This window comes from Rhodococcus sp. IEGM 1406 (genome assembly GCF_030056745.1).
In the GTDB taxonomy this organism is placed as follows: domain Bacteria; phylum Actinomycetota; class Actinomycetes; order Mycobacteriales; family Mycobacteriaceae; genus Rhodococcus_F; species Rhodococcus_F erythropolis.
On sequence record NZ_JASHKO010000006.1, the window covers coordinates 31,397 to 57,117 of the forward strand.

The following is a 25,721-nucleotide window of genomic DNA, read 5'->3' on the forward strand; positions in this document are numbered from 1 at the left end:
CGCACTGTTGATTCGTCACAATCGGGCGTCTCGGGAGTTCGCTCGCGGGTAATCTGCTCGTTTGGTCCCGGTAGAGTGCTGCACGGTCCGGGGGCGTCCTCTACAGTGCTGTCACGTAAGTGACTGGCGAGTAGGTTCGATTTGTCCGGTTTCGAAGTCCGAGTACGACGTACGTGTCCATCACAGGAGAATCGCTATATGAGTTCCACCCACGGCAGCGATGCCCTACGCAAATTCCGGTTTGCGGCCGGTGGCGAGGGCAACGCCGAAGAGGGTGGTGCGCGACGTTTCATCAAGCTTGCGCAGAAGGCCGAGGAACTCGGCTACGACTCGTTCATGATTCCGGACCACCTGGGTAATCAGGTCGGACCGATCGCCGCTCTGGGAGCGCTCGCAGTGGCCACGGACAAGATCCGTCTGGGCACTGCCGTGTTGGCCAACGGCTTCCGTCATCCTGCTGTGCTCGCGAAGGACGCGGCGACTATCGACGTGCTGTCCGGTGGTCGACTCGAACTCGGTATCGGCGCAGGCTGGATGAAGGAAGAGTTCGACAAGGGCGGCATCGCATACGAAAGCCCCGGCGTTCGCATCGAGAAACTCGAGGAGTCTCTGCAGATTCTCGACACACTGCTGCGCGGGCAGGAATGCACTTTCGAAGGCAAGCACTATCAGGTGCGTGGCCTCAAGGGCAGCCCGCGACCGCGGCAGGGCCCGCGGCCGCCGATCATCGTCGGAGGCGGTGGACCGAAGATGCTCGCTCTCGCCGCGAAGTACGCGGACATCATCTCGGTCGCCACACCGACCAACCGTGACGGGCGGCTTCTGCTCTCCGGAATCACGATGGAAAAGACCATCGAACGTGTCGAGCGGATCCGCGAAGCTGCCGGCGAGCGTTTCGATGAGATCGAACTCAACTGGACCATCACCATGATCATGATCACCGACGATCGAGAGCAGGCTGCCGAGATGGCAATCGCCGCTCTGGACCAAGGTTTTCCGCCGAACATCGAAGTGGATCGTAAGCTGAGCGTGGAGGAGTTGCTGAACTCTCCATACCTGGCTGTGGGCACTTTCGAGGAAATCGCAGACCAGATTCGACTGGTCCGCGAGAAGACGTCGATGTCGTACGTCGGGGTCTTCCCGACGCAGATGGAAGCGTTCGCCCCGATCATCCCGTTACTGGCGGGCGAGTAGGCCGGAGAATACGGACGATGCGAATCTGTAACATATCGATGGTTTGGGATCGATGAAGTGATTCAGGTGAGTTGCGCACAAAGTGCGATTCGATTGATCGAAGATGGACCCGAGAGAGCGAAGGAAGTCTGGGGCGCAGGCATGAAAGACAGTGCTTGTGTGATCGCTTCGGAGGAGATGGAATGAACGCGCTGTTCGATGGCTTTCTCGACGAGAAGGGCCAGATCCGCCTGCAACCAGGCTTCACGCTGGTCGACTACGTCGAGCAACACTCGCGTGTCAACGCGGACGAGCTCGCGTATCGGTACATCGATTACTCACGCGAGCGTGACGGTGAAGCCCTGGAGCTGACCTGGGAGCAGTTCGGTGTGCGTCTGCGCGCTGTTGCAGCCCGTTTGCAGCAGGTCACCAAGCGTGGCGACCGTGTCGCGATTCTTGCGCCGCAGGGGCTCGACTACGTCATTTCGTTCTTTGCCGCCATTCAGGCAGGTTCCATCGCGGTGCCGCTCTTCGATCCGGACGAGCCCGGCCACACCGACCGTCTTCACGCTGTTCTCGGTGACTGCAAGCCGACTGCGATTCTGACTGCCGCATCGTCGGCAGCCGGTGTTCGTCAGTTGTTCCGCTCGCTTCCCGCTGCCGAGCGTCCGCGCATCATCGCCGTCGACGCGATTCCCGACACCGTCGGTGAAACGTGGGTTCGTCCCGACATCGAACTCGACGACATCGCGTACCTGCAGTACACCTCCGGTTCGACCCGAGTTCCCGCCGGCGTGGAGATCACCCACCGCGCTGTCGGAACGAACGCGCTCCAGATGGTCGACTCCATCGAACTCAACGAGGACTCACGCGGCGTCACGTGGCTGCCGCTGTTCCACGACATGGGCCTGCTGACGGTCATCCTGCCTGCTCTGGGCGGCAAGTACATCACCATCATGAGCCCGCGCGCTTTCGTGCAGCGGCCGTACCGGTGGATCAAGGAACTGGCTGCGGTTTCCGACGGCGCAGGCACCTTCGCCGCCGCTCCCAACTTCGCTTTCGAGCACGCTGCCGCGCGCGGCCTGCCGAAGGACGGCGAGACCCTGGACCTGAGCAACGTCATCGGCCTGATCAACGGCAGTGAGCCGGTCACGACGTCGTCGATGCGCAAGTTCAACGACGCTTTTGCTCAGTACGGTCTGCCCAAGACTGCGATCAAGCCGTCGTACGGCATGGCCGAAGCGACGCTCTTCGTCTCCTCGACCAAGCATTCCGACGAGGCCAAGGTCATCTACGTCGACCGCACGGAACTCAACAAGGGCCGCATGGTCATCGTCGACCAGTACTCCGAGAACGCCATCGCACAGGTCTCCTGTGGGTACGTCTCGCGCAGTCAGTGGGCGGCGATCGTCGATCCCGAAACTCTGACCGAGGTCCCCGACAATCACGTAGGCGAGATCTGGTTGCACGGCGAGAACATCGGCATCGGCTACTGGGGTCGCCCCGACGAGACGGCGGAGACCTTCCACAACAAGCTGGACAATCGGTTGAGCGAAGACAGCCACACCGAGGGCACGCCTGCGGATGCCAACTGGATGCGTACCGGCGACTTCGGCGTCTACGTCGACGGCGAGCTGTACATCACCGGTCGCGTCAAGGACCTCGTGATCGTCGACGGTCGCAATCATTACCCGCAGGACCTCGAGGCTTCGGCTCAGGAAGCCAGCCCCGCCCTGCGCCCCGGCTTCATCGCTGCGTTTGCCGTACCGGCCAACCAGCTGCCTTCTGTCGTGTTCTCCAACACGCACTCGGGTCTGAAGTTCGACGACGACGATTCCTCGGAGCAGTTGGTCATCGTGGCCGAGCGTGCTCCCGGAGCAGGCAAGGCCGATCCGCAGCCGATCGCGGACACCGTGCGTGCGGCGATTTCTTCCCGTCACGGTGTTACGGCCCGAGACATCCTGCTCGTCCCCGCGGGTTCGATTCCGCGTACGTCCAGCGGCAAGATCGCTCGCCGCGCGTGTAAGGCGAGTTATATCGAGGGAACGTTGCGAGGCGGCTATCAGCAGACCGCATTCCCCGATAGCGTTTGAGGAGCAGTCCCTTCATGATCGGTGGCTTGGTGAGTTGATGGTTGAACAAGATGGTGTGCAGAGCAAAGACGTTGTGAGCGAGATGAGTGTTGCGCAGCTGCGTGAGTGGCTTCGCAATTGGATCGCGAATGCGACCGGTCAGCCGGCTGGGTCGATCACGGACGATCGCCCGATGGAAGAGTTCGGGCTCGCCTCGCGGGACGCAGTCGCTCTGAGCGGAGACATCGAGGATCTGCTCGGCGTCACGCTGAACGCCACCGTTGCCTATCAACACCCCACCATCGCTTCGCTGGCTACTCGGATCATCGAAGGTGAGCCCGAGGCGCCGGAGGAGACCGTCGACGCGTCGTACTACGTCTCAGGCGCCACGACGGACGCCCACGACATCGCCATCGTCGGACTGTCCACACGATTCCCCGGTGCCGGGCACACGCCTTCGGACATGTGGGAAATGCTGGCGGCCGGACGCGACGGCATCAGCGACCTCCCCGAGGACCGCTGGGCCGAGTTCATGTCGGATCCAGCCATCAGGGCCGCGGTCGAGAACGCCAACACCAAGGGCGGGTACCTCGACGACGTCAAGGGCTTCGACGCCGAGTTCTTCGCGATGTCTCCGCTCGAGGTCGTCAACGTCGATCCGCAACAGCGCCTCGCCCTGGAACTCGCGTGGGAAGCGCTCGAGCACGCGCGCATTCCGGCCAGCGGGCTCAAGGGCAAGCAGGTCGGTGTTTTCATCGGCAGTTCCGCCAACGACTACCAGTTGCTCGCGGTCAGTGATCCGACGACGGCGCACCCGTACGCACTGACCGGAACGTCGACGGCCATCGTCGCGAACCGGGTTTCGTACTTCTTCGACTTCCGTGGACCGTCGATCGCTCTGGACACCGCGTGCTCGTCTTCGCTGGTTGCCGTTCACGAGGCTGTGCGTTCGCTGCGCAGTGGTGATTCCAACATCGCGCTGGCCGGTGGCGTCAACATGCTGCTGGCCCCTCCCGGAACCCTCGGTTTCGATCAGACCGGGATGCTCGCTCCCGACGGAAAACTGCGTGCATTTTCCGCACACGCTCAGGGCATCGTTCGCAGTGAGGGTGGCGGACTCGTCGTGCTCAAGCGTCTCGAAGACGCCGAGCGTGACGGCGATTCCATCCTCGCCGTGATCGCCGGATCCGCGGTCAACCAGGACGGCCGTTCCAACGGATTGCTCGCGCCCAACCCTGACGCCCAGGCCGACGTGTTGCGTTTCGCGTACCGCGACGCCGGAATCTTGCCGACCACAGTCGACTACATCGAGGCGCACGGAACGGGTACCGATCTCGGTGATCCCATCGAGGCCGACGCGCTCAGCCGTGTCGTCGGTCGTGGCCGTGACGACGACAAGCCGGCTCTGCTCGGTAGTGCGAAGACCAACTTCGGGCACCTGGAAGCAGCTGCGGGCGCCGCCGGCCTGATCAAGGTCGTTCTGGCGATGCAGGAAAACAAGATTCCCGCGACGATCAACTACCTGGGCCCGAACCCGCACATCGACTTCGAGAAGTCGCACCTGCAGGTGACGCCCGAGGCCACCGACTGGCCGCGTTACACCGGCAAGGCCGTCGCCGGTGTTTCCGGTTTCGGTTTCGGCGGAACCAACGCGCACGTCGTGGTCAAGGAATACGTGCCCGCCGACGTGGCAGTCGATGAACCAGTCGTGGATGCCCCGGTAGCTGACGAACCGGCAGCAGAGGACGAGAGCACCGTTGTGCTGGCTGTGTCCGGTGCGCTGCCTTCGCGTCGTCGCCGCGCAGCTGCAGATCTGGCCGACTGGCTCGAAACCGAAGAGGGAAGCAAGACGCCCCTCGCCGACGTTGCCCGCACACTCGCGCGTCGCAACCACGGACGCTCGCGCGCCGCTGTTCTGGCGAAGACGCGGTCCGAGGCCATCAGCTCGCTGCGCGCCGTCGCCGCAGGCAAGCCGGCTCAAGGAGTCTTCTCGGCCGACTCGCCGTCGCCCAAGGGCGCGGTGTGGGTGTTCTCGGGCTTCGGCTCGCAGCACCGCAAGATGGCCAAGCAGCTCTACACGGAGAACTCGGCTTTCAAGGCAGCCGTCGACGAGGTCGATGCGCTGATCCAGGACGAGGCCGGCTACTCGATGGTCGAGATGTTCCTCGACGATGCGATCGAGTACAACGTCGAGACCGCACAGGTGGGAATCTTCACCATCCAGGTCGGTCTGGCTGCGTTGTTGCGTCACCATGGCGCTGAAGCCGAAGCCGTGGTTCCGCACTCGATGGGTGAGGCCGCTGCCGCATACGTGTCCGGTGGTCTGAACCTGGAAGACGCTGTGCGCGTGATCTGTTCACGTTCACGGCTGATGGGTGAGGCCGAGGGCGCACTCGTCGGTGACGACATCCGTCTGATGGCACTGCTCGAGTACAGCGCATCCGAGATCGAGGCGCTGCTGCCCACGTATCCCAAGCTCGAGGTCTGCGTTTACGCAGCTCCGACGCACACGGTGATCGGTGGACCGCAGCCGGACATCGAGGCGATCGTCGCGGCCGCCGAGGCGGACGGCAAGATGGCGCGTGTCCTGCAGACCAAGGGTGCCAGCCACACCTCACAGGTCGATCCGTTGCTCGGCGAGCTTGCCGCGGAGTTGGCCGGTATCGAGCCGACCACGTTGAAGCTCGGCGTCTACTCGTCCGTCGACAAGGACACCTTCTACCGTCCCGGTCACGAGCCGATCCATCAAGAGGCGTACTGGGTCAAGGGCCTTCGCCACAGCGTGTACTTCACCAATGCGGTACGCGGTGCAGTTGCCCACGGCCACACCACTTTTGTCGAGCTTGCACCCAACCCGGTGACGCTGATGTCGGTGGCGGCTACCGCGTTCGATTCGGGCCTGCACGACATGGAACTCATCCAGACGCTCAAGCGTAAGGAAGACGAGTCCGCGGGTGTGCTTGCCGCTCTCGCGCAGCTGTACGTGCACGGCCATGCCGTGAACCTCGAGTCCTTGCTTCCTGCAGGCGATTTCGCCTCGGTTCCGCGTACTGCATTCCTGCGTAAGCCGTACTGGCTCGACATTCGCGTCAGTGCCGGCGGTTCGGCTCGCGTACCCGGCTCGCACGTCGCTCTGCCCGACGGCCGCCACGTGTGGGAGGTCGACGCATCCGCCGTCACCGATCTGGCTGTGCTCGTGAGCGCTGCTGCCGGACAGGTGCTCTCGGATGTCGCTCTCACCGCTGCCGTTCCGCACGGTGAACTGGCCGGCGCTGCGACCCTGACGACAACCCTCAACCCGCATCCGGGTGGAGCGTCGGTGCAGGTGCACGCACGCGAGGGCGCTACGTTCCGTTTGCTGTTCGACGCCGTCGTCACGTCCGGTGAGCCGCTGCCCGAGCTGGTCATTAGCGCGCCGGTCAAGACCAGTGCGCCGATGGAAACCCTGGCCGAGGTCGTCGAAGACGCCGGAGACAAGTGGGATCCGAACGGTTCGCAGAGCCTCGACGACCGCCTCAAGATCGTTGTGGCCGAGTCGATGGGGTACTCGCCGGAAGATCTTCCGGCCGAGGTTCCGCTCATCGAACTGGGTCTCGATTCGCTCATGGCGATGCGTATCAAGAACCGCGTCGAGTACGAGTTCGACATTCCGCAGCTCCAGCTCCAGGCAGTCAAGGACGCGAGCCTCAACGAGGTCAACAAGTACCTGCGCTACGCGATCGACAATCGCGAAGAGGTTCAGGCGATGGCCGACAAGCAGGCTGCCGAGAAGTTGGTAGCCGATGCGGCTGACGAGGACGCTGCTCCCGCTGAGGAGTCGGTGGAACTGCCGGCGACTGCTCCGGTTGCTGCTGCGCCTTCCGATCCTTCTCGAGCCGGAACTGCCGACGATGCCGGCTCCGATGTTCCGCCGCGAGATGCGGCCGAGCGCTTGACGTTTGCGACGTGGGCCGTCGTCACCGGGAAGTCCGCCAAGGGTATTTTCAACGATCTGCCGATCGTCGGTGACGAGGTCGCCGAGAAGCTTGCTGCTCGGCTTTCCGAGCGTGCCGGCGGCGAGATCACTCTCGACGACGTTCTCGATTCCACCACCATCGAAGAGCTCGCGGACGTCGTGCGCCAGTACCTCGAGGACGACGGCAAGATCGACGGACTCGTACGCACTCTGCGTGCCCGTCCCGAAGGTTCCACTGCCGTACCGGTATTCGTTTTCCATGCTGCCGGTGGTTCGACCGTGACGTACGAGCCTTTGCTCAAGCGCCTGCCCGCCGGCACGCCGATGTACGGGTTCGAGCGGGTCGAGGGCTCGATCGAAACCCGTGCTGCTGCTTACGTTCCGCTGCTGCGTGAGATCCAGGGCGACGGACCGTACGTGCTGTGTGGCTGGTCGTTCGGCGGCGTGATGTCGTATGCGGTCGCGAAGTTGCTGCGTGAGCAGGGCGCTGACGTGCGTGTGGTCGGACTGCTCGACACCGTCATGGCCGGCGAGGTCGTGCCGGACACCGAGGCGGAACGACGCAAGCGTTGGGAGCGCTACGGCAAGTTCGCCAAGCGCACCTACAACCTGGATGTTCCGCTGCCGCTTGACGTTCTGGCCTCCACCGAAGCGGACGAGGATCAGATCCAGATCTTGATGGACATGATCAAGATGAGCGGCGCCAAGATTCCCGGCGGCATCATCGAGCATCAGCGGACGTCGTGGTTGGACAACCGTGCCATCCAGACGGCCGAGTTCAGCAGCTACGACGGCGACGTCGTGCTCTACATGGCCGACAAGTACCACGACGAGTTGATGACGCTCGAGCCTGCATTCAAGACCCGCAAGGCAGATGGTGGTTGGGGTGACTACGTGAAGAACCTCGAGGTCGTCTACATCGGCGGGGACCACCTGCAGATCGTCGACGAGCCGTACATCGCGAAGGTTGCGGCAGACCTCACCACCAAGCTGGCCCAGATCGAGACAGCTCAGACCAAAGCAGCGGAAACCGGAGTTCAGAAGTGACGACAACCACCGCGGAGAAGCTCGCTGAACTCCGCGAAAAGTTGGAGAAGGCAAAGGAACCCGGCTCGGCTCGGGCCATTGCGAAGCGCGATGCAGCAGGGCACAGTACGCCGCGCCAGCGCATCGACATGTTGCTCGATCCCGGTAGCTTCGTCGAGGTCGGCGCCCTGGTGAAGATGGCGGGCGAGGACAACCCGTACAGCGACGGCGTCATGACCGGTCACGGAACTGTCGACGGGCGTCCGGTTGCCGTGTTCGCGCACGATCAGACTGTGTTCGGCGGTGCCGCCGGAGAGATGTTCGGCCGTAAGGTCGCAGCGGTCAACGATTTTGCACTGAAGGTGGGCTGCCCGGTCGTCGGTATCAACGATTCCGGTGGAGCTCGAATCCAGGATGCCGTTTCCTCATTGGCCTGGTATGCCAACATGGGTTCACGTCAGGAGCCCTTGTCCGGCGTCTGCCCACAGATCTCGGTCATCCTCGGTAAGTGCGCCGGCGGTGCCGTGTACGCACCGATCAACACCGACGTCGTGGTCGCGACCGAAGAGTCGTACATGTTCGTCACCGGACCCGACGTCATCAAGTCGGTCACCGGCGAAGAGGTCAGCCTCGAGGATCTGGGCGGAGCGCGCAAGCAGGCGGAGTACGGAAACATCCATCACGTCGCTCCCGACGAGAAGGCTGCATTCGACTGGGTGCGTGAGTACCTGAGCTTCATGCCGTCCTCGTGCACGGAGAAGGCGCCGTTGATCAACCCGGGTCTCGAACCCGAGATCACCGAGTCGGATCTCGAACTCAACGCCTTCATGCCGGATGCCGACAATGCCGGCTACGACATGCACGACATCATTCTGCGGATCTTCGACGACGGAACCTTCCATGAAATCGGAGCCCAGGTCGCGCACAACGTGATAACCGGGTTCTCCCGCGTCGACGGCCTGCCCGTCGGTGTCGTGGCCAACCAGCCCACGTACCTCAGTGGCGCCCTCGATGCAGACAGCTCCGACAAGGCTGCCCATTTTGTGCGCCTGTGCGACGCTTTCAGCATCCCGCTCGTTTTTGTCGTCGACACACCAGGCTTTCTTCCCGGCGTCGATCAGGAAAAGGTCGGTGTCATCAAGCGTGGCGGGCGTTTCCTGTTCGCGTACATCGAAGCCACTGTCCCGAAGGTGACTGTGGTGGTTCGTAAGGCGTACGGCGGCGGTTATGCCGTCATGGGTTGCAAGCAGCTCGGTGCCGACATCAACCTCGCGTGGCCGACCGCTCGTATCGCCGTGATGGGCGCCGAGGGTGCCGTCAACATCATGGGACGTCGTCAGCTCGCCGAGGCGGGCGAGAACGCACCCGCGGTGCGTGCTCAGTTGATCAACTTCTACAACGAGTTCGTCGCGACGCCGTACATCGCGGCCGAGCGCGGATACATCGACGCGGTGATCGAGCCTTCGCAGACGCGTCTCGAAATCCGCAAGGCTCTGAAGTTGCTCAAGGACAAGACGATTTTCAAGAACCCGCGCAAGCACAACTTGATGCCGCTCTAATTCTTCTTGTCACCGAGGGCGTCGAACTGGCGGCGTAGCGCTTCTATCGCCGCCAGGACGGCAGGTCTTTCGCTGTCGGTCCGCCAGGCGAGGTAGATGTCGCGGCCCAGCGGCGGAAGGGTGTCGAGCATTCGAACACCTTCCGGTGGTACAACTCTCGCCAGGCGCGGGATCAAAGCGACGGCGAGGCCCTGAGCGACGAATTCGACCTGGGTGGGAAACTCGGCGACCTCGTACTCGATTCGTGGGTCGAACCCCTGCGCGCGCAGGGTCCTGACGGTGAAGGTGTGAAAGTCCGTTCCCCGGGTCCACGTCGCCCAGGCATGCTCCGACAGCTCGCTGAGCGCGACGACCTTGTTCTCCGCCAGCGGATGCGACGCGGGGAGAGCGAGCAGCGCCACGTCGTCGTACACGGGCGTGAAGGAGACTCCGTCGGGAAGTTCGACGGGCAGAGTGCTCCAACTGTCGACCACCACGACGTCGAGGTCGCGGCGAATCAGTGCGGGGAGCAGTTCTTCGGATTCGCCTTCGTTGAAGGTGATTTCGAGCTGCGGGTGCGCATGCCTGATCTCGGCGATGGCTCGCGGCAGCACTGTCCTGCTGGGGGAGACCAGGGCCCCGATGCGTACGCGGCCCGTCACCTCGCTCTGCAGCGACGCGATTTCCGCCTCGGCCTGAGCGAGCGTCGAGAGAACCTCTGCGGTTCGGCGCGCGAGGATTCGGCCCGCTTCTGTGAGTCGCACACCGCGGCCCTGCGGTTCGAGGAGCGGAACACCGACCTCGCGCTCGAGTTTGTTCAACTGCTGCGAAATCCCGGACGGTGTGACATGCAAGGTGCGGGCGGCAGCCGCCACTGATCCGTTCTCGGCGACGGCGTGCAGGGCGCGGAGTCTTTCGAGATTCAACACAGTAGAAATGCTACCGAATATACGGTCTGAACATTTGCTTGTGCTGAATAGTTAGCGGCAGGAACATTGTCGAGTGACCACTCTGACCTCCGCGACCGCGCAGACACCGACACCCACCCGAACTCCTCGGGGGCGCATCGACCCTCGATTGCTCGTCGTCGGAGGCGCAGCCGCGATCTCGATCAGTTCGCTCCTCATCAAGCTGGCTGATGTCGGGCCCTCGACGGCCGTCTTCTTCCGTTGCTTCCTGGCCTTGCCGCCGCTGTTGTGGTTGGCGTGGCGAGAGTACCGCCGGGTGGGCAAACCGAGCCGGCGGGCAGCCGTTCTGCAGGTGCTCGGCGGTCTGTTGCTCGGACTGGATTTCGCGTTGTGGTCGCAGTCGATTCTGATGATCGGCGCGGGTATGGCGAGCGTCGTCGTGAACGTACAGGTGATTGTGGTGCCCGCACTGTCCTGGTTGGTGTTCGGCAATCGGGTGCCGATGCGCTTCGTCTTCGCCCTACCGTTCATGTTCACGGGAATCGCCTTGGCGGGCGGCGTGTTCGGGGGCGGGGGAACCGGCGACGACCTGCTGTGGGGAACGGCGCTCTCGCTCGTCTCCGGAATCGCGTACGGCGGCTACATCTTCGTGGTCGGTCGTACGGGCGAGGCGGATCGGGCCGCGAGCCAGGTGTTGATCTCGACGACATCCGCGGGCATCGCCGGCTCCGTCATCGGATCACTGTGGGGCCGGATCGATTTCGTCCCGGGTTGGGAAGCGTTCGGCTGGCTCGCGGCACTGGCGCTGGTCGGCCAGGTGTTCGGCTGGATGCTGATGGGGCACTCGCTCCCTCGGCTTCCCGCCGAGGTGGGCGCGACGCTCCTGCTCATGCAACCGGTTCTCGCCGTGCTGCTGGCAGTTGTGCTGCTCGGCGAACGGCCGGGCGTTGGGCAACTACTCGGGTGCGTCGTCGTTGTCGGAGCGGTCTCGGCCGTCTCCGTACGTCGCACCCGAGCAGTAACCCGAGTAGGCGGCGCAGGCTAGTGCACCCGCATCTCGCCGGGCATCCACATGCCCGAGCGGGTTGCCGTGCCCGTCTCCACCTCTGCCGGAACAGCATTGGGGAAGTACCGGTCGTACCGCTCGAGTGATCCCCAGTCCCGCGCCCAGTCGTCCTTCAGGTACGTCGGAACCGTCGTCGCACCGGCGAGGACCTCGGTGAATCCGAGTGGGCCACCGTTGTCCGCGGACTGCCAGGTGTCGGTGGAGCTGACGGCCAGGGGACGGTCCGGGAGGATGCGGAAGTTCGGCATCTCGGCCACACCGTTCTGATGTGTGAACGGACGTTGGCACGGGAACTGAAGGCCGACAGCCCAGTCCAGGAGGACCGGCTGCTCGTTGCCGATGTACGAGTTCAGGGACTTGAGCTTCGGCACGCGCGGCGGCGTGAATGCCATCCACTGATCGCCTGTGAGGTTGGGATCGAACGCGACCACTCGAACGGCGTCGGCGTCCGGCGCGAGTTCGTCGATGGGGATGCGGACGTTGCGCCACGACGGCGCGGGCCCGATGTCCCGCGGCATGTACGAACCTTGAACCTGCACGGTTCCGTCGGGCTGAGTTTTGCCGTACTCGACCAGCAGCGACTGGCCGTACGTGATCGCACCGGTGTTGTCGACGGACCAGACGCGGCCCGCTACGGACATGACCACCAGCGGTGATTCTTCACTGCGAGTGGGCAATCCGTACCAACTCGAGATGAGGGAAGCAGGTTCCTGCACGCCGGGCTGGTAGCTGCCCATGACCGGCGTCTTCGACGGATCGAGGCCGAAGGGGAGTTTGGCCGTGCTGCCGTTGACGCCGATGTTGCCGGTGCCGCCGCTGGTTCCGGCGCCGGAACCGGTGGCGAAGCTGGGGCCGACACTCTGGGTGTCGGTATTGCCCATGCCCTGCTTGACTTCGATGTAATCCGCAGTCAGATCGCTCGGAACCCCATTGGGGGAGAAGCCCTTCGAATCAACTCCGGACAACGGATCCTCGGCGTTGAATCCGGGAGCGGTGAGCGGCCGTAGATTCCCGGAATTGACGTCGGTCTCGACCAGAACGTCCTCGGCCATGCCGCAGGTCTTGCCCGCGAGTGCCTCGATGTTGCTTCGGCCCAGCGAGTACGCCGGGTACTGCGACACCGCTCCCTTGAGCAGCGAGAGCACCTCGAACAGGACCATCAGACCGGCGATCACGGTGAGCGGAGCGGCCGCGAACTTGCGAATTCGTCTGCCCTTGGCTGTGTTCGGCTTCTCGGGCGGAGCTGCGAATCCCTCACGCAGGTACTGCCAGGCGGCAAAGGCCAAAGCGAGAGCAAAGAGCGCGAGGAACAGTGTGTTGGATTCACGGCCGTCGTAGGAGATGGTCTTGTCGAACCACGGCACGCCGTAACTCGAGACGTACCAGTAGCCGTTGATACCGGCGAACGTCAACGCCAGCATCAGGAGGAGTCCGGCCACGAACACCGATCGGTTACGACGTGAGCGCAGGGCCGACGCGGACACGGCGACGGCGGTCAGCGCGGCGAGAGAACCAGCGATGCCCGCGTACGCACCGAAGTGGTGAGTCCACTTGGTGGGGTTGAACATCATCAGGAACATCGTGCCGAAGACGACGCCGACCAGGCGCCACGACGGACCGGTTGCGGCGCCGGGGACGCGGCCGCGGCGCAACAACACGAAGAGCGTCGTGAAGAGGCACAGGATCATCGTCAAGAACGCGAAGCGTCGGGCAACCGAGCCGTCGACCGTCTGGACGAAGAGGTAGTAGTAGCGCAGGAAGTCCTGGTACCACTCGAGATTGGGCCCGATGATCGTTCGGACGCGCGTGGCTTCCATGACGCCGGCAAAGGTCTGGTCGGCGAAGATGACCACCAGCACGATGGTTCCGGCAGCGGCGATCGGAGCGAGAAGCGGCAGTGTGCCGACCAGTCGGTGACGCTTGACGACGATGCGCACCAACGGGCGCACACCGGCGAGAAGGGCTGCGATACACATCAATCCGGTGGGTGCGGCGGCAAGAGTGAAGGCGCCGATCAAGATTGCCGTGGCCGCGGGCAGCAGGCGTCCGGTGGCGATGGCGCGCTCGATGGAGCACCAGGTGAGCAGTGCGCCGAGAGCCACGATGGGCTCGGGGCGAAGACCGTTGTTGTACGCCAGCCAGAAGGACAGGAATACCAGACCGCCGGTCCACAGGGCGACGTTGCTCCGGCGGACCGCCCGGCCGAGACGCGGGACGACCTCGCGGCTGATCACCATCCAGCAGAGGATTCCGGCGAGCAGAGCGGGCAGACGCATGAACGGGCTCGCCGTCGAGATCTTCGCCATCACGGCCAGGACTTCGTAGTACCAGCCGAACGGGGCCTCGGGAACGCCGAACCAACGGAAGTAGTTGGCCATGTATCCCGCGTCCGGCGAGACTCGGGCCATGGTCAGGAGATAACCGTCGTCGGCGGTGTTCGCGCCGATGAAGTGCCAGACGACCAGCGTGCCGACCACAACTCCGTCGATACCGGAGAACTTCCACCAGCGTTCGGGCAGGAAACGTCGGTGCTTGCGGCCGTCGGTGCCGTCGAGGCGAGCCAGGGCGACCAGCGCGACGATGGTCGAGAGCACTGCCACGATCATCGCGACCAGCTTCAGGACGCTGGGGCTCGACGAGAAACGTGAGTCGATCGTCATCGAGAAGCCGAGGCCCTCGGGGGCAGCGCCGTCGGGCAGGTCGCTGAAGACGCCGACCACCTGCGGGCGGAAGTCGCCGTCGAGCTGGCCACGAATCGGGTTGCCGTCGGGATACGTGAGTCCGACGAACTCCGCCGAGGTCCGGTTGACGTCAGAGCTGAACGCGATGGCGCCGCAGCGACTCGACTCGACGTCCTCGCGCGCTGCCGAAGCGACGACAACGTTGCGATCGAGCACGTCGACGCTGGTAGCGGACACGCGGACGAACATCGACGAGAGCGCGGCACCGTCGCCCTGAGCAGGTGCCGTCGACATCAGGATGCCGCCGCCCTCGGGGAGTGAGCTGACCGCGGTGCAGGGGATCGACGCGTTGACGTCGATGGGAACCTGCGCCATCAGCGGTGCCTCGACGTCGCCGATCACGCCGTTCTGTGGCCAGTTGACCGTCGCCGTCGTCTGCACGACAGGAAGCAGAGGAGTTGCCAGTGCGAGTACGAAGCCGAGCAAGCCGGCGATGATCGCAACCCATCGAGTGCGATGGAAACGCTCGCGGGCATCCTGACCAGCAGGAGGCGGCGAACTCGAAGTCTGGGGTGAAGCTGTCACGGCGTCGGGCACGGCTACCGATGGTATGTCAGGGCTGAGCGTGGACCTACCGTGCCTGGGTGGTTGGTAGGTCCACGCGTAACAGTTACGACTGGTAACGAATCGGGCCCGGTGTCCAGGTGCCCGACCGGGTCTCGGTGGTGACGTTCATTTGCGCGGGAATCGCGTCCGGATCGAGCGGTGTGTACTGCTCGAGCGAACCCCAGTCCCGGTCCCAGTCGTTGTCCAGGTAGGTGGGCAATGCCCTGGCCGAGAGCAGTTCGCTGGTCCAACCGAGCGGTCCGCCGCCGTAGTGGTCCTGCCAGGCGTTGGTGGACTCCGCGCCGATGCGGTCGGGCAGAATGCGCCACTCGGGGATCTCGGCGACGCCGTACAGATGATCGACCGGACGTTGGCACGGGAAGGCCAGACCGACGGCCCAGTCCATCAGCACCGGATCGGTGGATCCGACGACGTCCTGCAGCGTGCGCATGGTCGGCACTCGCGGCGGTGTCACCGCCAGCCACTGGTCGGCACTGATGTCGGTGTCACTGGCCACCAGACGCACGGTGTCGGCGTCTGCGGGCAGTTGATCCATCGGAACGCGCAGGTTGCGCCACGACGGCGACGGGCCGATGTCGATCGGATCGACTCGTCCCAGCGCGTCGACGCTTCCGTCGGCCTGCTTCTTGCCGTATTCGACCTGCAAGACCGCGCCGGGGGTGACGATGCCGTCGGAGTTGACGTAGCGGATTCGTCCGGCCGCGGCGACGGTGAGGAGCGGCGCGGCGTCGTTGCGCTCGGGCAGTGAGTACCAACCGGTGGTCAGTGACGCGTTCTGGGGCGCTCCGTAACTACCGAGCACCGGCGTTTTTGCGGGGTCGAGCCCGAACGGGAGCGCGACGTTGCTGCCGTTGACGCCCGAGGTCGACTGCGAGCCGCCAGCGGTTCCGGATCCGGTTCCGGGCGTGCTGGTGGTGCCGGACTGAGAGGTCGTGGTGTCGAGGCTGTTTGCACTGCCCGCCGTCGAGTCCTCGGCGTCTGCGGTGAGGTCGCCGGCGACTCCGTCCGGCGAGAATCCGGTCGATTCGCTTGCACCGAAAGCTCCGGCGCCGGCGAGGTCGGTGGGCCTGTCCACCAATTGCAGGACGCCGGTGTTGGGATCGGACTCCACGAGTACCTCACCCGCGAGACCGCAGCTTCCGCCGAAGACGGATTCGATGTTGGACTTGCCGATCGAGTACGCGGGGTACTGAGCGACCGCTCCCTTGAGTAGGGACAGCACCTCGAAGAGCACGACGGCTCCGGCCGCGATGGTCAACGGTGACGGGGCGAGAAGGCGAAGTCGCCTTGTCTTCTTGACGCTGTCTTCCGCACCGTTTCGCTCGCGCGGCTCCATGACGTGGTACCAGGCTGCCAGCAGCAGCGTGAGGATCGTGAGGCCGAGGAAGGCCGTCGAGAATCCCTTGCCGGCGATTGACGGTGGCTTGTCCCACCACGGGACGCCGTAACTCGAGACATACCACCAGCCGTTGGAGCTGGTGAACGCCACAGCGAGGATGAACAGGATGCCCGCGGCGAACAGCGCGCGGTTTCGTTTGGAACGCATGCTCGACGCACTCACGCCGACGGCGGCGAGCACGGCAACCGTAGCGGCCAGACCGGCGTACACACCGAAGTGGTGAGTCCACTTGGTGGGGGTGAACTGCATCAGGAGCAGCGACGCGAACACGATGCCGAGGATTCGGCGCGAGGGCCCGATCGCGGTGCCGGGGATCCGGCCCTTGCGCAGGATCATCATGACGCAGAAGACGAGTCCGACGATCATGACGAACATGCCGAAGCGGCGGGCCAGTGAGCCGTCGGGGGAGATGGTCATCAGTGCGTCCCACCGCAACCGCTCCTCGAACCACGGAACGTTCGGCCCGACGGCGGTTCGCACCCTGGTGGATTCGAGAACCGTTGCGAGGGTTTGATCTGCGAAGACTGCGACAAGAACCACGGTTCCGGCTGCGAGGATCGGCATGACCTGGGACAGGAAGCCGACGCGTTTGCCGCGGGCGATCAGGATCTGCAGGATCGGCCGGGCTCCGGCGATCAGCGCGCCGATGGCGATCAGCCCGGAAGGCCCGGCGGCCAGCGAGAATGCGGCGATCAGCACGGCCATCGCGGCGGGCAACAGACGTCCGGTGGCGATGGCGCGCTCGATGGAGCACCACGTGAGCAGGGCGCCGAGGGCAATGATGGGTTCGGGACGAAGGCCGTTGTTGTACGGCAACCAGAAGGCCAGGAACACGAGCCCGCCCGTCCAGATGGCAACCTTGTTGCGGCGCACCGCAACACCGAGTCGCGGTATCACCTCGCGGCTGATGACCATCCAGCACAGAATGCCGGCGATCAATGCGGGCAGGCGCATCCACATGCTCGCGGTGCTGACCTTCGCGAACAGCGCCAGCACGTCGTAGTACCAACCGAACGGCGCTTCGGGGACGCCGAACCAACGGAAGTAGTTCGCCATGTACCCGGAGTGCTCCGAGACTCTGGCCATGCCGAGCAGATAACCGTCGTCGGAAGTGTTGGCGCCGAACACATGCCAGAGCGCCAGCGTGCCGATCACCAGGGCGTCGATGCCGGTGAACTTCCACCACCGTGCCGGAAGGAACCGCCGGGCACGACGGCCGTCGACGCCGTCGATCCGGTGCAGTGCGTACAGCGAGACGATGGTCGAGAGTGCCGCGACGATCATCGCGAACAGTTTGAGAAGTGTGGGGCTGGACGAGAACCGCGAGTCGACGTCCATGTGGGCGGACAGTCCGGCGGGCGCTGCGCCCTGCAGGTCGGTGAAGATGCCGACAACCTGTGGGCGGTAGTCACCGGTCAGGGTGGTGCCGACGCCGTCGATTCCGGTGACCGCCGCGACGGTCTGCTCGGAGTTGGTCGTGATGGTGATCGCCGTGCACCCACTCAGTTGATCGAGCGGAGCCGAGATCAGCACCGAATCGCGAGTGAGTGCTTCCAGGCGGTCGGCAGTGGTGCGGACGGTGAGGCCGCGGGCGTTTCGGTCCGGCGCACCGTTCGGCATGGTCGAGAGCAGTGTGCCGTCGCTGCCGCCCAACTGGCCGAGGGTGGAACAGGGAATGCTGATGTCGAGCGATGTGGGCGAGTAGGAGATCAGCGGCGACGAGACGCTGTTGACGGTCCCACCCTGCGGCCAGTCGATGCTCGCGGCTTCCTGCTTGACGGGCAGGAACGGCGTCGCGAGTGCAAGAAGCAGGCCAAGAAGGCCGGTGACTATCGCGATGAGTCGTGCCGTCCGGACTCTCTGGGAATCCGATTCTCGGGGAGCTTCGGGGCCAGTGGGCACGGGTTTCGGGGGCACTACTACTTCAGACGGCACAAGGAACGATGTTAGGCGAGTGCGGGCCCACACATCCTGAGAGAACTACTCAGGATGCAACTTCCTGTTCGGATTGTGGTGTTTCAAGTGTTCGGGCGATGGTGTCGAGTGAAATACCCAACACTTCCGCGACCGCGCTGATGGTGAAGAAGGCGGGTGTCGCGATGCGTCCGGTTTCGATCTTGCGCAGCGTTTCGACGGAAATACCGGCGTCGAGCGCTACCTGAACCATGCTTCGGTCCCCCCGCGCCGATCGCAGGAGTTCACCCAGTCGTAGTCCTCGTTCGAGTTCTTCCGCCGTCAGCGGCACGCGCACCATGTGCTTATAGTAATACCGGTATAGTTATTCGACAAGGAAGGTGTTCGAGATGGTCGAAATCAAGACCGCAGGGGAAATCGACGCGATGGCGGCGGCGGGGAGAATCACCGCGCAGGCTCTGGCTGCGGCGCGTGAGGCGGCGAGCGTCGGAGTGACGTTGCTCGAATTGGACGCCGTTGCCGCGGAGGTCATTTCGGCTGCCGGCGCCTCGGCGCTGTTCTTGAATTACCGGCCGGCGACGGCGCCGATACCCTTTCCCGGCGTCGCCTGCATCAGTGTGAACGATGCTGTGGTGCACGGTATCCCGAATGGGTACCGACTCCGTGACGGTGACCTGGTCAGTATCGACTGCGGTGCGAGACTCGACGGCTGGTGCGGCGACTCCGCCATCAGCTTCACCGTCGGACAGGGAAGTAGTGAGGATCAGGCACTGATCGACGCGACCGATGAGGCACTAGCCCGTGGCATTGCCGCCGCCCAGCCCGGAAACCGATTGGGCGACATCGGTGCCGCGATCGGACAGTACGCGCGCGGCCTCGGATACGGAATGCTCGCCGATCACGGTGGGCACGGCATCGGCCGCGAGATGCACGAAGGGCCGGATGTGCCCAACGAAGGTCGAGCAGGCAAAGGCTTCCGGTTACGGCCCGGCCTGGTCATCGCCATCGAACCGATGCTCATCGCCGACGGAACCGACGACTACCGGCACGACGCCGACGGGTGGACCCTTCGCACCGTTTCGGGCGCCAGGGCTGCGCACAGTGAGCACACTGTCGCGATCACCGAAGACGGTCCGGTGATCATGACCCGCTGATCAACCCGCTTAGCTCTGGTTGGAGGTCTTGCCGCTCACGAGGTCTCGTACGTCCCACACCCACACGTCGTCGACGCGCTTGGCGTCGAAGCCGACCAGTTCGTCGACCGTGTGGCGCAGGGCGTCGTCGCCGGAGAATCGGGGAAGCACCAGTACATCGGCGTGCCAGTACCGCAGGTCGGTCAGTGCGTTCGCCCTGGTGCCCACGTCGATCAACGGGACCTTGCCGGTTTGTTTGGCATTGACCAGCAGGGTCGAGGTGGGCCGGGACTCGGCGCCGTAGATTCCGGCGCGGGTCTTCGAATCCGGGCCGACAAAGTACCCGCCGGCAATGGGGAAGCCGAAGTCGGCGTCGACCTGCCAGCTCAGTGCGCGGGCGTCCTCGGCGCTCGCGACAGGGACCGTCACCAGAGTGCCGTCGCTGACGTAGTTCTCCCACGAGCCGCTGGTGATGAATTCGGGCGTCGCAGATCGCTGATCGGCGTCGATGGGGGTCGGGATGAGGGGAATCATCGCGACGGCGAGCGCCACCAGCCAGACACCGGCGGCCGTGCGGCGCGGTCCACGAAGTTCGACAAAAGCGCGGTAGGTGCCGAGGGTGAGCAGCAGCCCGATCGCCGGAATCGCGCCCATGGCGAATCGGGATTCGAGCACCGATTCGAACAACGGCAAGTCGGCGAGGAGTTTCCACGGCAGGGTGATGCCGGTCTTGTCACCGTCGATGGTCAGTTCGGAACCGAGCGAGAGCACACCCATCACCACGATCACGGCGGCGGCAGCGCGGGTCAGACGGATGCGCCACAGCCACACCGTTGCACCGAGGAGCAGGAGCACCAACGGCCATCCGAAGTACGCATTCTCCTCGGTCGGGTTCATTCGGAACTCCGCGCCCTCGGGATCACCCGCAACCGATTCGGTCGGGAACGTGGTGAGTGCAGCGGTGTCGTTGCCTGCCTGACCGTGTGAGACGCCGTCGTAGCTCGCAGGGCCGAAGAACTGCGACCACAGCGGCACCGCGGTGATCAGGAGTGTGACCGCGCCGCCGATCACGAGACCGGGCATCGCGCGCTTGATCGCCTGGCGCGACTTGGCCAGGTCAGGTAGTGCATAGGCGGCGCCGAACACCATGGCTGACATCGTGAAGATGAGGAGCGGCTCTTCGCCGAGGAAGATCTGCCACGCGACGAGTAGGCCGAGAACGATTCCGTCGCGAACCGGACGCTTGCCGTTCGAGATGCGTACTACCTGCAAGAAGATGAAGGGGAGTACGAAGAAAGCCACGAAGTTCGGATGACCGTTGGCGTGCGAGATCATGGCGGGCGCGAATCCGCAGAACCCCGCTCCGACGGCGGCGGCGATCTTGGAGCGGACGGAGACACCGGTCAGTACGTGCCGCGAGAATGCCCAGTACCAAGCGATGGCGGTGCCGCCGAGGCCGGCGGTCAGCCCGATCGCATACGTGGCTGTCGGTCCGAAGATCAGCGTGATCGGGGCCAACGGGATGCTGATGCCGAACATCGCGGTATTGGCCATCAGGTTCACGCCGAGCGGGTAATTCTGCAGGTCACTGAACAGCGGGCTGCGGAACTGGGCGAGGGCGTGAGCGGTATCGGCGAAGAACCATTCCCACATGGCCTGGTCGCGGCCCGCGTTGAACAGATAGCCGGACTGCAGATCGCTCCACAGGTTCGACATCACGTAGATCGCCGCAACGGTGAACGTCGCCATGATCGCGAGGTCGACAAGACGCCCGCGCTGGACGACCGAGCGCCGCACTGCTGAACGGACTCGCCCTGGACGTGCTTCTTCGAGCAGTTGGACGTCGGGCAAGGTCTCGGTCATGCAGTCGGTGCCTTTCGGTTCTGGCGCCCATCCCTGAAGTGGCAGTTCTCAGAAGTTCGGGGTGGCCTATTTAGGTCTCGATTCGATAACTTCCTCTGTCAGAGTAACGAACAAAACGGTTCGCGTCCGCGAGCGGGCGCAGCCGACGGGACAAACCGGGCCACCCGACTTGTCCGGAAAGTAATGTTTTCGTGCATCGTTTGACGGGTTCGTGACCGGGGTATCGCAACAAGGATCTTGCTCGCGTTTGTTCAGGCAGCCCCGACGAATCCCATCCTCGACGAAGAGTTGGAACCTACGTCCGGGGCCTATACCGGATGGGATGGTGCTTGTGCATGTCGAAGACAGCAGTTCGCAGTAGCGCAGTGGGAGCAGTGGCCTTACTGGCCGTTGTCCTGGGGGGTGGGACGGCGTCGGCAGGCGTCGACAACACCAGTTCGATCACCGACGTCAAAGGAAATCGGATAGAGGTCTATCAGGCTGATACCGCTATCCACGTCTTTCCGCCTCTCGACAGCTCACCGCTGAGCGTCGAGTTCTTCCACGACGGGGTTGCCGGCGTGAAGATCGACGGGCCGGACGCGGCAAGCTTCACCGGAACGAAGCTGACGATCGGTTATCAAATCGGCTACCCGATCGCGTTGACCGGCGCGACGGTTGTTCTCAACAGTCCCGGCCTCGACTGGGCAGTCGAGAGCGGAACGAACCTCGGTATCGGTCTGGTTCCGGACTTCGAACTGGGCCTGGACATTTCGAACGGGTTCGCCATCGGCGGCGACATCATTCCTTCACAGGAACTGGACGTCGATCTGGCGCCGGGCGGTATCACCGACGTCGCGCTACTCGAAGACCAGGAATTCGACGGACCTGAAGCAGCCGTCCGGCTCTCCGGAGTTCACGGATACGTACAGGGAGCAATCGGGCCGGTAACCATCAGGCCCTACGCGAAGGCTGTCACGTCGAATGGCGATACCGTCGTCACTTACGGTGTGCCGCAACGGTTGTAGTGCAGTACGGGCGCTCCCGCCCTCACGCTGCAACAGCGTGGTGGTGGGAGCGTTCCGCGTTGTGAGTTGTCGAATCGGTGCCACGAATAGGCTCGGCGTCCGCCCAATGGGCACTGCGGGAAACACTGACGAGTTTCGCGACCAGCCGTGCCGCGATCCACACGAGGTACACGGCGGTGATCAGAAGCAGAAGCGCCCAGTCGTGCGCGAAGAATCCGACTATCCCGCCGATCGTGAACGCGAGGGCGACGAAGACGACGCGTCCGCCCACGTCGGTCTCGACCAGATACTCCGGCTCGATCGGATCGTCGAAGTCGTTCGATTCATCGGCGTCTCCAGCCGATTCGGCTCTGGACTTCTCGTGGTGTTCGGTCGGGATCTCGAGTAGCTCACCCCATTCGAGCACCGCAACGGTGTGTGCGGTGTCGGTCGGGATCGCGCGGTAGTCGCGGGACTCGGAAACGTCGATGAGAGCCCTTGCCAGAGTGAGTACTTCGATGCGATTGCGAATCGCGACGCTCAACACTTCGTGGAAGGCCTGCTCGCGCCCGAACGGTTTGCCGCGCGCAATGACCAGAACATGTTCTGCGGAATCGAGAACTGCACGATGCGGTACAAGCTCGCGGCTTTGCGTAACGAGTTCGCTCACTGTCATCACCTACCCCGCCGGTGGTTGATGCGGCCGTTTGCTCGACTGCGCTTGGAGGGGCTGAGTACCCCGGCAGTTTCGGAAACAAACTCGCCGGACAGCGTGTCAGATTTGCGCAGCCGGGGCCGAGAGTGCTCCGAGGCAACTTTCGATCAGGTCGGCAACAATCACGTGAGCACGTTCTCGGCTGTCGACGCGACCCTCCCACGTGGCAAAAGTGACGACGGCGAGCACGGTCAGAGTTGCCGCCCGAAGTTCGGCGATCTCTGCCGGCAACGAGGACGCAGCGACTATCCGCCGCTGAACTTCGCGGAAACTCTCGGCCTGCATGTGATCACGGATGGTCGACGACATGGCCGGGTCGAAGATCGACTGCACCAGGAACCGTGCGTACAACGTGCCTTCGCGGTAGATGGTCTGTTCCGCCAACGGCAGGACGAGAGCCTCGACGAGGGCACGCATCGTCGGTGGATTCGGGTCGAGATCGATCGTGTCGAGCAACTCGCGTCGACGCTCACCGGCAGGTCGCATTCTGGACTCGACGACGGCCGCCAGCAAACCTTCACGTGAACCGAAGTGATACTGCGCAGCCGATTTGTTGGCCTGTCCGGCTTCGGTCTGAACATCACGAAGCGTCAGAGCGGCCAGACCTCGTTCGGCAACCAGACGCTCGGCTGCATCGATCATTGCCGCTCGGGCATCGGTTCGGGTCACGGTATGAAGTTAGGGGTGCGTCGGGGTCGCGTCAACGACCCCGACGGTAAGCCTTTTGTGACGTATCTCCTGGTTAGATCGCGTCAGAGCGGGTAACGACCACAAACGGGCCCTGCTCGGTGACTGTGAAACGAGGATCGTCGAACAGTTCCTTGGGGAACGTGACCGTGTAGCGGCGGACGTTCGGGTCGTTGGGGTAGACATCCTCGGCCAACCGCAGTGTGTACCCGTCGGCGCCCTGGCGGAAGACGAAGGCGTCGGGACTGCGCCACGGCGACGCGTCCAGCGCAGCTATCAGTTCGTCAGGGGTCTTCAGTTCCGACCACTGCTCGATCAGTGCGGCGCGGGCACGGAAATCGGCGAGGGGGTTTGCGTAGTGCGACGTCAGACCTTGGAAACCGAAGTACGGGTAGAAGCTCAGGAAGCCGATGTCGGCGGTGAGTACCACCGTGTCATGGGGTTCACGTCCCAACTGTTCGCGGATGATCCGGTCGATGTCCGCGTAATTGGCTTCGGCCCCGGGAGGTCGCTTGTCCCCGCGCTCGCCGTTGCCGTCGGTATCGCTGTATGCCACAGCGATATCCGGCGCCAGCACCTGCGGGATGTTCTGCGCGAAGGCGATGGCTCCGATGACACCGAGTGCAACCAGTACCGCTTTGACGCGGGGATTTTCGCTGGTGGCCAGGACGATCCAACCGGCGAACTCGAAGAATCCGAACACGCCGGCGGCGGCAAGGAGTCCGATCAGGACCGGCTCCAGTCGAAAGCCGAGGAGCGTACTGCCGGCGACGGTGAACGTCATGGACAGCAGTGCCCACAGGTACACGGCAATGACACCGATACCGAGTGCCCGGGCGCGGCGGGAGAAGAGGAAACGAGAAATCAGCCAGACCGTGCCGAGTAGGCACAGTCCGCCGACGAGCGAGAAACTCAGCATCGGGAAGGGCAGTACCGCACCGGAATCGGGGAGGTAGTGCATTGCCGTGCCGGATTCTGCAGTGGCACCCGAGAGTGCCTTCAACAGGTAAGGCGCCCAGACCGTCAGAGCGACCAGACCCGAGATCACCGCGATTGCGGCGAGCCTGACTAGGGGACCCAGCGCGGCTTTCCACGTGTTCTGGGCGCGGGCGGCAAGTACTGCGGCAACGACGGCCATCAGAGTCACGGCGAATGCGGCGAATCCGAGGTACAGCGTGTAGACGGTTGCGGCGAAACCGAGGAACAGGCCCGTCCCGAGAATTGCGCCGGCTCCGGCAAATCGAGAGGCACCCGGGCGATCGAGAGCCCCCCACGCCAGGATCAGCACCGGCGGGATCAGGAGGTTGATGACGGCGCCGTACGCCTCGGGGGAGTTGTACGCCAACACGACGGCAGTGACGGCCAACGCTGCGACTACGGCCCAATCGCGTCGAATCAGCTTGGTCCACAACACGAGTGCAACGACGGCGACGACAGCCAGCGAGCCGATCGCGTAGGGCTTGAAGGCTTCCCAACCGTCCATGCCCAGCAGGTTCGCGACGCGTCCACCGATCCAGAACCAGCCGGCCGGGTAGAACGGCGGCAGATCCACGTACGTCATGTCCTGCAGCGCAGCCGAATCCGTCAGCCGGGTCAGGTACTCGGTCCGGAACTGCTGATCGACCGAGACGCCGTGCAGATACAGACTCGTCGCGGCCAGGGGAAGTCCGAGCGTCGTGGTGACGAAACCGGAGAGCCCGGCCCACGAGAGGAGTGTTGCGACCCGCTCGGCCTTGCGGGCGCGGAACATCAGAACCGCAACACCGACCACTGCGATGCAGAGCACCTGCAGCACCGTCGTGACGGCCTGCGTGACGTTGGAAGACGTGAACGCCGGCCACTGCACTCGGCCGAAAGCAAAGAGCCCGACAGCGGCTACAACAGCGGCGACCAGCGCTCCGAGGGCCATTTCCACCACCGTCGCCGCGGCATTACGCCACGGCGACGGGGTCGAAAGTTCTGTACTCGGAGCAGTCGT

Annotated in this window: 15 protein-coding genes; 7 read left to right on the forward strand and 8 right to left on the reverse strand. The window is 64.0% G+C overall.

Annotated features, from left to right (window positions below):
- Positions 1-198: 198 nt before the first annotated feature.
- The 4 genes from QM596_RS25315 to QM596_RS25330 all read left to right on the forward strand — a co-directional run bounded on the left by QM596_RS25315 (position 199) and on the right by QM596_RS25330 (position 9,785).
- Entirely contained in the window at positions 199-1,194 is a 996-nt protein-coding gene (locus tag QM596_RS25315) for an LLM class F420-dependent oxidoreductase (RefSeq protein WP_020968111.1), read from the forward strand.
- Positions 1,195-1,376: 182 nt separating this feature from the next.
- A complete protein-coding gene (gene fadD32, locus QM596_RS25320; protein WP_003943899.1) occupies positions 1,377-3,266 on the forward strand; it encodes a long-chain-fatty-acid--AMP ligase FadD32 in 1,890 nt (629 codons plus the stop codon).
- Positions 3,267-3,303: 37 nt separating this feature from the next.
- Positions 3,304-8,247: a polyketide synthase Pks13 gene (gene pks13 / locus QM596_RS25325; RefSeq protein ID WP_283310212.1), complete on the forward strand. Its 4,944-nt coding sequence runs from the start codon at positions 3,304-3,306 to the stop codon at positions 8,245-8,247.
- Positions 8,244-9,785 carry an acyl-CoA carboxylase subunit beta gene (locus QM596_RS25330; RefSeq protein ID WP_019746413.1) on the forward strand — a complete coding sequence of 514 codons (1,542 nt, stop codon included), beginning with the start codon at positions 8,244-8,246 and terminating at the stop codon, positions 9,783-9,785. The genes pks13 and QM596_RS25330 overlap by 4 nt, the downstream gene beginning before the upstream one ends.
- Here QM596_RS25330 and QM596_RS25335 read toward each other — a convergent pair.
- Positions 9,782-10,693: a LysR family transcriptional regulator gene (locus QM596_RS25335; protein ID WP_020968113.1), complete on the reverse strand. Its 912-nt coding sequence runs from the start codon at positions 10,691-10,693 to the stop codon at positions 9,782-9,784. The genes QM596_RS25330 and QM596_RS25335 overlap by 4 nt on opposite strands.
- A gap of 73 nt (positions 10,694-10,766) precedes the next feature.
- Here QM596_RS25335 and QM596_RS25340 point away from each other — a divergent pair, with 73 nt between their 5' ends.
- Positions 10,767-11,717, forward strand: coding sequence for a DMT family transporter (locus tag QM596_RS25340; protein ID WP_283310213.1), 951 nt, complete (start codon positions 10,767-10,769; stop codon positions 11,715-11,717).
- Here the strand turns inward: QM596_RS25340 and QM596_RS25345 are convergent.
- The 3 genes from QM596_RS25345 to QM596_RS25355 all read right to left on the reverse strand — a co-directional run bounded on the left by QM596_RS25345 (position 11,714) and on the right by QM596_RS25355 (position 18,699).
- A complete protein-coding gene (locus QM596_RS25345; RefSeq protein ID WP_283310214.1) occupies positions 11,714-15,016 on the reverse strand; it encodes an arabinosyltransferase domain-containing protein in 3,303 nt (1,100 codons plus the stop codon). The genes QM596_RS25340 and QM596_RS25345 overlap by 4 nt on opposite strands.
- A gap of 73 nt (positions 15,017-15,089) precedes the next feature.
- Entirely contained in the window at positions 15,090-18,380 is a 3,291-nt protein-coding gene (locus QM596_RS25350) for an arabinosyltransferase domain-containing protein (RefSeq protein WP_502943440.1), read from the reverse strand.
- A 49-nt stretch (positions 18,381-18,429) separates the two neighbouring features.
- Positions 18,430-18,699 (reverse strand): helix-turn-helix domain-containing protein, encoded by a 270-nt coding sequence (locus QM596_RS25355; protein WP_003943854.1) that lies wholly within the window; start codon positions 18,697-18,699, stop codon positions 18,430-18,432.
- Between the two features lie 49 nt (positions 18,700-18,748).
- Between QM596_RS25355 and map the strand changes: the two genes are divergently transcribed.
- Positions 18,749-19,513 carry a type I methionyl aminopeptidase gene (gene map, locus QM596_RS25360; RefSeq protein WP_020905776.1) on the forward strand — a complete coding sequence of 255 codons (765 nt, stop codon included), beginning with the start codon at positions 18,749-18,751 and terminating at the stop codon, positions 19,511-19,513.
- Between the two features lie 9 nt (positions 19,514-19,522).
- On the opposite strand, the gene QM596_RS25365 is transcribed toward map, so the two are convergent.
- A complete protein-coding gene (locus QM596_RS25365; protein ID WP_019746419.1) occupies positions 19,523-21,355 on the reverse strand; it encodes a glycosyl transferase in 1,833 nt (610 codons plus the stop codon).
- 335 nt (positions 21,356-21,690) lie between these two features.
- On the opposite strand from QM596_RS25365, the gene QM596_RS25370 reads away from it, so the two are divergent.
- On the forward strand, positions 21,691-22,362 hold the full coding sequence (locus tag QM596_RS25370) for an MspA family porin (protein WP_020968119.1): 672 nt from the start codon (positions 21,691-21,693) through the stop codon (positions 22,360-22,362).
- Between the two features lie 22 nt (positions 22,363-22,384).
- Here the strand turns inward: QM596_RS25370 and QM596_RS25375 are convergent, their stop codons facing one another.
- From QM596_RS25375 to QM596_RS25385, 3 genes are all read right to left on the reverse strand, one after another.
- Positions 22,385-23,017, reverse strand: coding sequence for a hypothetical protein (locus tag QM596_RS25375; RefSeq protein ID WP_195849558.1), 633 nt, complete (start codon positions 23,015-23,017; stop codon positions 22,385-22,387).
- Positions 23,018-23,116: 99 nt separating this feature from the next.
- A complete protein-coding gene (locus QM596_RS25380; RefSeq protein ID WP_020905779.1) occupies positions 23,117-23,725 on the reverse strand; it encodes a TetR family transcriptional regulator in 609 nt (202 codons plus the stop codon).
- Between the two features lie 73 nt (positions 23,726-23,798).
- Positions 23,799-25,652 carry a galactan 5-O-arabinofuranosyltransferase gene (locus QM596_RS25385; RefSeq protein ID WP_283310308.1) on the reverse strand — a complete coding sequence of 618 codons (1,854 nt, stop codon included), beginning with the start codon at positions 25,650-25,652 and terminating at the stop codon, positions 23,799-23,801.
- Between the last annotated feature and the right edge of the window lie 69 nt (positions 25,653-25,721).